Genomic DNA, 12,452 nt, shown 5'->3' on the forward strand with positions numbered 1-12,452 from the left:
TATCTTTACAAATGATGGAGATTTTATGGTAACCCTTACGGTAACCGATAATGAAGGGGCAATAGACACATCAAGTATAAATATCGCGGTAAACGCTCCAATGGACAATGCAACATTGTTCGTGTTGAACGCGGATAATGATAGTCAGTTGTATGTGCTGACCGATGGTCTTCAGATCACCAAGTCCGATATCGGTAATACACCATTGGGTATTATCTATAATGCAGATTTAAATCCGGGTAATGTCACGTTCAATTTGACAGGTCCTGTAAATCAGAATAAGTCAGAAGGGCCTTCTGCACCATATTCCCTGTTCGGTGATATTGGGGTTGATATTCAAGGAAAAGAGTTCCCTGTTGGTAATTATACCTTGGCTGTCACGACCTCTTCCGGCGTAAGCCAAACGGTCAGTTTCACTGTTGTGAGCGGACCTCCTGTGAATATGCCGCCGTTGGTATCTCTATCGGGTAATGTGGACGGTAGCGTTCCTTTTAAAGTAAATTTCACCAGTACGGGGTCTACGGACGGCGATGGCAACATCACGGGTTATTTATGGGATTTTGGAGACGGAAATACTTCGGACGAACAGAATCCATCACATACCTATGCGACAGGTGGTGATTACGATGTATCGCTGACATTGACCGATGATGATAATGCGACAGGTACTGAGAGTATTAGTGTTACTGCTGTAGATCCTAGCGATATTGATAAAGTTATAAGCTTTACACTAATGAATGCTACCGACCAAAGTGAGTTGTTCGAAATACATAATAATATGAATATTAACACTACTGATGCAATAGACGTTAATATTCGAGCAAATACAGATCCAGGAATAGTTGGAAGTGTAAAATTTGAATTGTCTGGTACACTTAATAGGACTTGGATAGAAACAAATTCACCTTATGCGCTTTATGGTGATTTTAATGGTGAGTTCATGCCTACAACTTTTCCGCTTGGATCCTATACCTTGAAAGCAATACCGTATGCCATAGGAGGTGCTTTAGGTGAAATTGGACAATCATTGACGGTCAAATTTAATGTAATACTAGCAGTATCAACAGCGAAGACGGTTGAAACTACTATGAGTATTTTTCCAAATCCTGCCTCAGAGAGCATAACGGTTTCTTTTGATGAACCTACAAGTCTTACACAGATTTATATATATGACATTACAGGAAAATTGGTGCAAATTTTAAAAATGAATGATAGTCAAGATGTAGGTACCTATCTTATTGGAGTTCAAGATTTACCTACAGGTTCTTATTTTGTTAGAACCATTGATTCAGAAGGAAAACAGTCACAACAGCAAATGGCAATTAAGCGATAATCTAGTCTCAAAAAAAAATTTAAGATGAAAAATTTCAATTTTAAACAAAACAGGCTCCTTAAGAAAGCGAAATGCTTTAGCTCATTTAGTCTTAAGATGTTGTCAATGGCAAACGAGATAAATTCTATAATCATAATTTTATTTCTATTGATTTTTGGAGTTAATGAACTTAAAGCACAAAGCTTTGGTCAAAGTAATCTTAATTATAATGGTAATGCAGCTGTAAGCCAGGGAACATCTTTAATGTACGGTCCTGATGGCAGGTTGTACGTTTTAAATGTTAATGGAACTATTGACATATATACTGTTCAGAAAAATGGTAGTAATGATTATGTGGTTACAACTTCTGAAAAGTTATTGGATGTTAAAAATATTCCGAATCATAATGATGATGGGAGTTCAAATAGCGGAGATAATAGAGAAGCTACAGGTTTAACGGTAACCGGTACTGCAGCAAATCCAATAATTTATGTTACTTCAAGTGATTCACGTATAGGTGGACCAAATGGAGATTTTAATTTAGATACAAACTCTGGTGTAATTACACGATTTATTTGGACAGGAGCAACGTGGGATGTCGTAGATATTGTTAGAGGGTTACCTAGATCAGAGGAAAACCACGCAACAAATGGGTTGGAGTTTGTGTCGATTAATGGAGTGGATTTTTTAATAGTTGCTCAAGGTGGTCATACAAATGCAGGGTCTCCTTCAGATAATTTTGCATGGACAACTGAGTACGCACTATCTGCAGCAATTTTATCAGTTAATTTAGACCTAATTGAGGAAATGGATGTTAAGAATGATGGTAGAAATTATATTTATGATATACCCACATTAGATGATCCCAGTCGTGAAAATATTAACGGAATAGTAGATCCAGATGCTACAGGTTATAATGGAATAGATACGAATGACCCATGGGGTGGTAATGATGGATTGAACCAAGGTAAAATTGTAATTGGTGGTCCCGTTCAAATTTTTTCACCAGGATATAGAAATGCGTATGATTTGGTTGTGACTAACTCTGGAGCTGTATATGTTACTGATAATGGCGCTAATGGTGGCTGGGGTGGATTTCCAAATAACGAAGGTACTGGTAATGTTACTAATGAGTATAATTCTAGTGAACCGGGAAGTAGTTCTTCAATTGGCGGTGAAAAGGTTGATAATGAAGATCATTTAACTTTAATTACAAATAATATTCAAGGGTATTCTCATGGTGCATTTTATGGAGGGCACCCTTCACCTATTAGGGCAAACCCTACATCTGCAGGACTTTATACAAATCCGTCTGTTAATAATACTAACAATGCAGTTTATAGAACATTAATATATGATCCAACGGGGTTAAAAGGTGCAGGTTATACAACTGATATAGATATTGGATTACCTGTTGATTGGCCACCAGTTCCTGTAAGTATGACAGACTCAAATCAAGGAGATTGGAGAGGACCTTCAGTTCCAAATCCTGATGGACCAAATGATGCAATAGTAACCGTTTGGGATAACAATACTAATGGTATAGATGAGTACACGTCTACAATTTTTGCAGGCTCGGAAAGTATGGTAGGAGATCTTATTGCAGGTGAAAATAATGGCGGTATTTTGAAAAGAGTTAAATTAAACTCAGATGGCAGTTTAAATAATTTGACAGATCCTTTTGCTTCTGGTCTTGGTGGTAATGCATTAGGTATTACATGTAATTCTGACTATGACCCTTTTCCAGGAACCATTTGGGTAGCTACATTTAATGGAACTATTAAGATATTAGAGCCACAACCTCAAGTAGTATGCTTGGATCCGTCTGACCCATCATATTCAGGTATAGCAGACACGGATCAGGATGGTTATACGAATCAAGATGAAGTTCAGAATAATGTTGATCATTGTAACGGTGGGTCTCAGCCAGACGATTTTGACAAAGCAGCTGGTGGGGTGTTAGTTTCAAACTTAAATGATAATGATGACGACAACGATGGAATTTTAGATTCAAATGACCCATTTCAAATAGGTGATCCTTTGGATAATGGGACTGACGCATTTAATATACCGGTATTTAATGAGTTGTTTTCTGATAATCTTGAATTGGGAGGGTATTTAGGATTGGGATTTACTGGACTCATGAACAATGGAGCGGCAAATCCAAATTGGTCTAATTGGCTGGATGTTGTAGATGCAGGTCCTAATGCCAATGATATTTTAGGAGGAGCAGTCGGAGCAATGACTATGCAAATGACTTCAGGGACGGCATTAGGTATCTCAAATAATCAAGAAAAGGGTTTTCAATATGGTGTTAATGTAGATCAATCAACAGGTTCTTTTATTGCTTCAGGTAGATTATTCAGTTTTACTGATCCTGAGCAATTATATGGTAACCAATCACCAGTTGATAGTGAATTAGGGATTTTTATTGGTGACGGAACGCAAAGTAATTATATAAAAGTAGTTTTAACTAAAAATGGAATAGTTGCTTTACAGGAAATTAATGATATTCCTCAGACACCATTAACGGCAACATTAACTACTACAAATAGACCGTCAAGCAACGTAATTTTTTCATTCAATATTGATGCTGTGACAGCAGATGTGCAGATCTTATATAGTATTGATGGTAACACAGCTGTTTCTCTTGGAACAATAGCCGCTTCAGGCTCTATAAAGACAGCTATACAAGAATCTTCTGAAATTCTGGCTGTGGGTTTAATTGGAACATCTAATGAGGTAGGTAAAGAAGTTGAAGGTACTTGGGATTTTCTTAATGTTGCGGGAAGTAAACCTATAATTTCTCAATCTTTGGCTGATTTGGATATATTGATAGGTTCACCAGACCAAGACATTAATTTAACCGAATATTTTAATGATGACCAAGGTATCGCAAATTTGATTTTTACGGTGGAAAATAACTCTAATACAGCCATAGGAGCTGATATTTCAGGAAATATATTGTCTTTAAATTTTCCTGACTCGGAAACTAGTTCTGAAATAACTATTAGGGCTACAGATTCGAATTCTTTATTTGTAGAGCAAAGTTTCATGGTAAATATAATTGAACAGCCAGGCGTTTTATTTAGAGTAAATGCTGGTGGCGGAAGTATTTCAGCTACAGATTTTCCAAATCCTGATTGGGAAGGTAATGAAGTCGCAGGGGCTTCCAGTGGAAATAATTTTGCAGTTAACGCAGGAAACATTTCAACATATACAGGTACCAGTATACATTCTTCAGTTCCTGAATATGCTCCTCAGGGAATTTTTGATAAAGAGCGATGGGATCCTACTGGTTTACCCGAAATGGAATGGATATTTAATACTGGAAATGGAACTTTTACGGTAAATCTATTTATGGCCAATGGTTACCCTTCAACCGGTTCTCCTGGTCAACGAGTGTTCGATGTAAATATGGAAGGAGAGTTGGTAATAAATGATAAAGATCTTTCTGCCCAATATGGTGATAAGATGGGTGCTATGGAGAGTTATCAAGTTACGGTAACCGATGGTGTTTTAAACATTGAATTCATACATCAAGTTGAAAACCCGTTAATTAATGCCATTGAAATTCTTGGTGCGGGTAGTATTGTAAATTCTCCAATAATGATTGATCCTGTTGTTAATCAGGTTAATAATCCTGGTGATACACCAAACCTTAATGTGACGGCTAGTGGAGGTGATCCAAATGAGAATTTTACTTTTTCTGCAACCGGTTTACCACAAGGTTTAAGTATTGAGCCAACACAAGGTGCTATTTTAGGTACTATTTCCTCGTATGTTACAGATGCTGGTCAGTATGATGTAACCGTAACAGTCAGCAAGCCATCTTCAACACCCGCAAATGTAAATTTTGCTTGGACAGTTAGCGATCCTAACTCGGCTAATGCAGTTTTATACCGTATAAATGCTGGGGGTGATTACGTAGCTTCCAACGATACATCTATTTTAAACTGGGCAGCAGATCAAGCTTTGACTGGTGCAAATGGTAATGCGCAAAATGGAACTCCCTCACCATTTGTAAATTCTTCTAATGATGATAAAACGTACGGGCAAGTACTACCAGGTTTGTTTGTAAATAATACATCTTATCCAAATAGTATTTTTTCGACAGAAAGGTATAATACTTTAGAGGTGCCTGATAATATGCAATGGAATATTCCTCTTTCTTCGGGTTCTTATACTGTCAACTTAATTTTTGCAGAAATATGGACGGGAGCAAATACAGCTGGTAAACGTGTATTTGACGTTGAATTAGAAGGTGAGGTCGTTTTAAATGATTTTGATCAAACTGCCACTTATGGCTTTGCCACAGCTGGTGTTGAGAGTTTTATTATAGAGGTAAAAGATGGAAATTTAGATATTGATTTTATTAAGGGGATAGAAAACCCTAGTATTAAAGGTATAGAGGTTATTTCTAATAGTAGTCCAGTAGATAGTAATTGGACGAATATCACCAATCTTACGGAACATACTCCACGGCATGAAAATTCGTTTGTTCAGTTAGGTGATAAATTTTACTTATTTGGTGGTCGCGAGAGTGCGGACAAAATGGATATTTATGACTACGCTACTGACACATGGTCACAAGCAGCTTCTACCGCACCATTTGAATTTAATCATTTTCAGGCTGTAGCATATGAAGGTTTAATTTGGGTTATAGGTTCATTCAAGGATAATGGTTATCCAAATGAAACACCTGCAGATTATATATACATGTATGATCCTGTAATGGATTCTTGGATTCAAGGTCCTGAAATACCGAATGGGCGAAAAAGAGGTTCAGCAGGTTTAGTAATGTACAATAACAAATTTTATGTAATTGCTGGTAACACTATTGGTCATAATGGTGGTTATATTCCTTGGTTCGATGAGTTTGACCCAGCTACAGGTCAATGGACTGTTTTAACGGATGCACCTCGCTCAAGAGATCATTTTCACGCTACTGTTGTAGATAATAAACTATTTGTCTTAGGGGGTAGGCTAACTGGTGGTGAGGGAGGAACCTTTGCACCGGTTATCCCTGAAGTAGATGTTTACAATTTCACAACTGGCAGTTGGTCAACATTACCATCTTCTTCTAATTTACCTACTCCACGTGCTGCATCTGCGACTGTTAGTTTTAATGGAAAAGTAGTTGTTATAGGAGGAGAAGGAAATGGACAGGCGTATGTTAATACTGATGAATTGGACGTGAATACTAATACATGGTCATCTTTAAGTGATCTTAATTATCCACGTCATGGAACCCAAGGTATTGTTTCTGGAGATGGTATATGGATATCTTCCGGGTCTCCTAATCAAGGTGGAGGTAATCAAAATAATATGGAGGTGTATGGAGTGGATAATCCAACTGGAACATCTGTACTGCCAAGTATTTTGACAGTACCATCTTCACTTGCATTACAAGAAGAAGGAACAGAAGATTTATCAATTGAAATATCCGGTGGAAATCAAGGTATTTATATTCAATCCATGTTATTGACAGGTTCAAATACGGCTAATTTTAATATAGTTGGACCAAGTAGTTTTTTAATAGAGGCAGGATCAACTGAAACTATTCAAATTGAACATACTGGTACCCAATCTGGAGATGCCGCTACTTTAGTGTTGACATACAGCAATAACAATACTTCAACAATTAGTATCTCAAGTGGAGAAGGTAACCCAACTTCTGGTTTACCTCCAGTAGTTACAAATCCTGGAGCTCAAATGAGTGTAGATGGTGATACTGTTAATTTGCAAATTGTTGCTAATGATGAAAATACAGATTCTTGTGGTCCATTAAGCTACTCAGCTACAAATTTACCACCGAATTTATCGATTGATTCTGCTACAGGTTTAATTTCAGGAACCATAATTGGTGGATCTGGTAGTGGTACGGCCGGTGCTTTTATAGAGAATAATGGAATAGTCATTCTAGAGGCAGAAACCGATTTTGTCGATACTTCAGGAGGATGGAATCTTGAAACGGAAGCAGGAAATACCTATATGGTTGCAAGTACTGATCATTTTGGGAATCTTAATGGACAAAGTATAAATTATGATGTGGAAATAACCACACCAGGAGTGTATCGCTTTCATATGAAATCTAAAATTTCCGGACCATCCTCTACAGATCAAAATGATACTTGGTTTAAAATAGAAAATACTTCGGATGTTCATTTCTTTACCGTTCAGGGAGGAACACTTTCTAGCACTCAGCAATTTTTAAATGAATTGAATGATTCTCAAAGTACATCTAAAACTCTTTATTGGCCTAAAGGTAATGATGAAGGTAGACCGGATCATGGTGATGAGAATCCTGGAAATAGCGGTTTTTTTAAGGTATATACCAATACAGTATCTAATTCGTGGACGTCCAAAACAATAGATAATAATGGGTGGCCGATTTATGCTTATTTTCAAAATCCTGGTACTTACAAAATAATTATGAGTGAGCGTTCAGAGGGGCATATGATTGATCGTCTCGCATTAACATTAATAGACGGTAGTACTGGAACAGGAGTTAACAACTCTATATTAAACGGCTCACCTTCAGAACAAAATGTTGGTGCTACCCTTGGTGCCTCGGAAAGTAGTCCCTACAATGTTGAAATAACAGTAAATGATGCTTGTGAACCTTCTTCAAATACAGTAGTGGATTTTAATTGGAATGTTACTGCTCAACCAGTAGGAAATCCCGAGGCAGTTGTTCAGGTAACCACAGGAGATGAATTAGGTGCATCAACTTATGGTGATAATTCTTTTATTATAAATAATACAGGTGATGACGACATATTAAATATTACTATTAATACAGAGACTGGTTTTATGATGGATGTGGTCTTTGATCCAGTAGGAACAGCAGGAGATAGTGTTGCAAAATGTTTATCAGCAGGTAATGCAGGAAACACTTCAGGTGCTGTTGGCTTAACAGTACCTGGAAATGGAGGTTCAGATAGTGCAGATTGCATAAGTGTGTTTGAACAACCCCATAATGGTATTAATAATGCAGAAGGTTTTGATGTTTTAAACTTAAATTTTACAGATTTTAATCCTGGGGAATCATTTGCTTTTGGTGTTGATATCGACCCTACAACTATTAAAGGTGATTTATCATCTGGTGATGCTGGGTCAATTTCTGGATTTGAATTAATTGGAGCTACAATTAATATAGAATTTGCAAGTGGAGTAATTTATAAGACCAGTTTGTTTGATGAAGGTTCAATTGGAGGTTCAGATGCAATAATTAATAGTGAAAGTAATAGTTTGGTAGCACCATCTATTCTTGTTGATGGTTCAGCTGCATCGAGATTGGTATCACAAGAAAGTCAGATTATACAAATTACAGGAGAGCCGAATGCAATGGTTAGTTTATTGCGTGTCGATGGTAGATTACATATAGATGCAGGTAATCCTTCCATCGGTTATGATATAGATTTATTCGAAGCTAATGAAGCTATGATTAAAGAGTTGTATACAGCTCAGCTTGATGCTTCTGGAGTAGCGAATATTCCAGTTTTATTAACTGAAACAACGGGAACTGCCGGAACACCTAATGGAGGTATTAATCATTTTATAGCCGTGGTAACTGGTGATAATGGTGTAAACAGTGTAGCTTCTAATACTATAGTCCTAGATTATGATCCATCATTAGCTCAATCTAATTTGTCAATTTCTTATAGTTTACAAGGTCGCACAGATTATACAATGGATTTATTTGTAGGAATATATGAAGTAGGCTCATTGACTCCATTATTGGAGTTTACACCAACTGGAGATTTTAATGGGGATGCTATCCTTGTAGGAATTCCACAAGGTATTTATGAAGTTGCGATAAAGTCTGGCATGCATTTACAAAAAGTTTCAACCTTAACCTTAGTAGCAGGAGAAAACAGTTTAGATATAGGAGAACTTAGGGTAGGTGATGCTAATAATGACAATACAGTGGGATTAGAAGATTATTCTTTCTTAGTAACAACTTTTAATCTGAGTACAAGTAACGCTAGTTATAGTCCTCAAGCAGATTTTAATGGAGACGGCTCTGTTGGCTTGGAAGATTTTTCACTTTTAGTAACTAATTTTAATGTTGAAGGGGAAATGCCTAGTGGGTTCTAACTTTAAAAATAAATTATTTGATATAAAAAAAGGAGACCAAATAGGTCTCCTTTTTTTATAAAGCATTTTGTATAATTATTCCTCCATAGAGTGATATACATTTTGTACATCATCATCTTCTTCTAATTTTTCTAGCAGCTTTTCTACATCTGCAGCTTCTTCTTCGTTGAGTGTCTTCGTTACTTGTGGTATACGTTCAAAGCCTGAAGATAAAATTTCTATTTCACGGTTTTCCAGTTCTTTCTGTAGAGCACCAAAACTCTCAAAAGGTCCGTAGATTAGAATTCCATCATCGTCTACGAAAACTTCTTCTGCTCCGAAATCAATTAATTCTAACTCTATTTCTTCTGGGTCTAAACCTTCTGCAGGAATACGGAAATTGCAAGTATGATCAAACATGAATTCAACAGAACCAGATGTACCTAAGTTACCATTACATTTATTGAAGTAACTTCTAACATTGGCAACCGTTCTTGTATTGTTATCCGTAGCAGTTTCTACTAGTACGGCAATGCCATGAGGTGCATATCCTTCAAAAAGAACTTCTTTATAATCACCCAGGCTTTTGTCACTTGCTCTTTTAATAGCGCGCTCAACATTGTCCTTAGGCATGTTGACCGACTTGGCATTTTGAATAACTGCTCTTAGTCTTGAATTAGAATCTGGATCTGGTCCGCCTTCTTTTACGGCCATTACAATATCTTTGCCTATACGAGTAAAGGCTTTGGACATTGCTGACCATCTTTTCATTTTACGTGCTTTTCTAAACTCAAAAGCTCTTCCCATGGTAAATTATTTTAAACAAATGTACAAAAACGTATAACGTTCAGAAATCAATAAATGAATTTCGTGAATGCCATTTTTGACTATTGATGTTGGTTGTTAAAATTCACTTTCTATTATATCTTCTATTGTTCTAGCTAGAACAAAATCTTTTTCGGTAACACCGTTTGCATCGTGAGTGTTTAAACGAATATTTAAGGTATTGTATACATTACTCCAATCTGGGTGATGACTTTGGGCTTCACATTCAAAAGCAATTCTTGTCATCACAGAAAATGCTTCCTTAAAATTTTTAAATTCAAATGTGGTTTCTATGGCTCCATCCACATATTCCCATCCGTCAAGTTGACCCAAATAGTCCGCTATTTGCTGGTCAGTAAATTTTTCCATTTCTTTCATAATTGCTACTAATTTAAAACATGATGGTCAATAATATCTTGAAAAGTAAACTGTAAATTTTTGGGTAAGGTATTGGTCTTTGGCAAAACAGCCAAATATCTATCTTCATTGGTGGTATACACCCTTTTTATAATAGGATTAAAATTGCCAACACGTTCTAATATTTCTGTTATAAAATCTTCATGATGCGTTAAGTCGTTACTTCCTAAGTGATAAATACCAGTTTTGTTTCTATTTATAAGATAATGAATTTGTTGGGTTAATTTATCGTCATTGGTGACATTTAATATCAAATTAGGAAATACTTCAACAGGTTCATTTTCTATAATAGCCTTTTTCATATCCTTGACCCTGGGAGAGCTATTGCCAAATACCATGGGCACTCTTAGTATAGCCATTTTGTTTTTTGGTAGCCTAAGCAACATATTTTCAATCTTGATTTTGAGTCTACCATAAACACTTTCAGATAAAGTCTTGTCCATCTCGTAAGATGGATATTTGCTATACGCGTCAAAAACATTGGCAGATGAAATAAAGTATATCTTACAATCTTCTTTTAAAATATATTCAGCAATATGATTATGCGCAATGACTAGGGCTGCAAAATTTCCCCTTAAAGCAGAAATAATTACTTGTGGCTTAACCTCTTCTAAAACTTCAACGATATCATCTTCTTCAAGGTTATAATGTACAAATTGCTTATTTGCTGAAAACGTATTTGCAGCATGGCAATAGGTGCCATAGGTATCAAAATAATTACAAAGCTCTTTGTAAATAGCATTACCTATGAATCCGCTTCCGCCAAGAATCAATATTTTTTTAGAGTCTAATTTCAAAAAATAGAAAGTTCTGTTTCTGTAGTTAATTTTTCTAGGGCAAGCATTCCTAATTTAGAATTTCCTTTTGGGTTAAGTCCTGGAGACCAAGTAGATACACAGAATTTATTTGGTAATAATGCAACGATGCCGCCACCTACACCACTTTTGCCTGGTAAGCCAACTTCAAAGGCAAATTCCCCAGCTTCATCGTAAAATCCACAAGTAAGCATTATAGCATTAATACGTTTTACTTGAGTTACGGTTAAGAATATATTATTTCTTCTACATTTTCCATGATTCATGAACATAAAAAATGTGTTGGTTAATTGTGCACAACTCATGCTGAGTGAACATTGATGAAAATAAAAATCTAAAACTACATCTACGTCATTTTTTAGATTTCCATAGGATTTTAAAAGATTTGCAGCTGCAAAATTCCGGAAACCTGTTCGTTTTTCAGAATTTGCTACGTCTACATCGTAATCAATAGAATCGTCGTTTGCAATATCTTGAACGAATGCTAAAAACTCTTCCTTCGGATTTTCTAATTGAGATACTAAAATATCGGCAATTACAATGGCACCCGGATTTATCAAAGGATTTCTAGGAATTCCATTTTCTAATTCCAAAAGCGATAAATGATTAAAAGGGTCTCCAGATGGTTCAACATCTACACGTGTCCAAATCTTTTCTCCAATTAACCCTAAGGCCATTGAAAGACTTAAAACTTTAGATATACTCTGTATAGAAAAACGTTCTTCTGAATTGCCTGCAGAATAGTTTTGTTGTTTGTTATCTATAAGATGAATGCCAAAATTATTTACATCAACCTTTGCTAATTCTGGAATGTAATCTGCAATCTTACCCTTATTCTTTTCTTTACTGGCAGCTTCATTTATAGTGGTAAGAATACGTTGAAAATCTATCATTTACTTTTTGTAAAAGGGTAATTTAACTATAGTTGCTGGTACAGCTTTCTTTCTAATTTGAATGTTTATTTTGCTACCTATTTCCGTAAATATAGGAGGAACATAACC

The 12,452-nt window shown here is 36.0% G+C and carries 7 protein-coding genes; 2 read left to right on the top strand and 5 right to left on the bottom strand.

All coding sequences use genetic code 11. The annotated features are described in order from the left end of the window. The coding region (locus ABJI11_RS01670) for a PKD domain-containing protein (protein WP_348348830.1) at nt 1-1,333 on the top strand (1,333 nt) is incomplete at its 5' end. Between the two features lie 105 nt (nt 1,334-1,438). Further along, on the top strand, nt 1,439-9,415 hold the full coding sequence (locus tag ABJI11_RS01675) for a malectin domain-containing carbohydrate-binding protein (protein WP_348348832.1): 7,977 nt from the start codon (nt 1,439-1,441) through the stop codon (nt 9,413-9,415). 75 nt (nt 9,416-9,490) lie between these two features. Here ABJI11_RS01675 and ABJI11_RS01680 read toward each other — a convergent pair whose 3' ends face one another. The 5 genes from ABJI11_RS01680 to ABJI11_RS01700 form a co-directional block, all read right to left on the bottom strand. Then, nucleotides 9,491-10,201 carry a YebC/PmpR family DNA-binding transcriptional regulator gene (locus ABJI11_RS01680; protein ID WP_348348834.1) on the bottom strand — a complete coding sequence of 237 codons (711 nt, stop codon included), beginning with the start codon at nt 10,199-10,201 and terminating at the stop codon, nt 9,491-9,493. A 96-nt stretch (nt 10,202-10,297) separates the two neighbouring features. Further along, the gene (locus tag ABJI11_RS01685; protein ID WP_276494537.1) at nt 10,298-10,588 is read right to left on the bottom strand and encodes a 4a-hydroxytetrahydrobiopterin dehydratase; all 291 of its coding nucleotides are present in this window, start codon (nt 10,586-10,588) and stop codon (nt 10,298-10,300) included. Nucleotides 10,589-10,605: 17 nt separating this feature from the next. Next, entirely contained in the window at nt 10,606-11,433 is an 828-nt protein-coding gene (locus tag ABJI11_RS01690) for a sugar nucleotide-binding protein (RefSeq protein WP_348348836.1), read from the bottom strand. Next, nucleotides 11,430-12,344 (bottom strand): glutaminase, encoded by a 915-nt coding sequence (locus ABJI11_RS01695; protein ID WP_348348838.1) that lies wholly within the window; start codon nt 12,342-12,344, stop codon nt 11,430-11,432. Before ABJI11_RS01695 ends, ABJI11_RS01690 begins: the two co-directional genes overlap by 4 nt. After that, on the bottom strand, nt 12,345-12,452 hold a 108-nt coding region (locus ABJI11_RS01700; RefSeq protein WP_348348840.1), incomplete at its 5' end, for a glycine cleavage T C-terminal barrel domain-containing protein.

Source organism: Maribacter sp. (assembly GCF_039968975.1).
Classification (GTDB): Bacteria; Bacteroidota; Bacteroidia; order Flavobacteriales; family Flavobacteriaceae; genus Maribacter.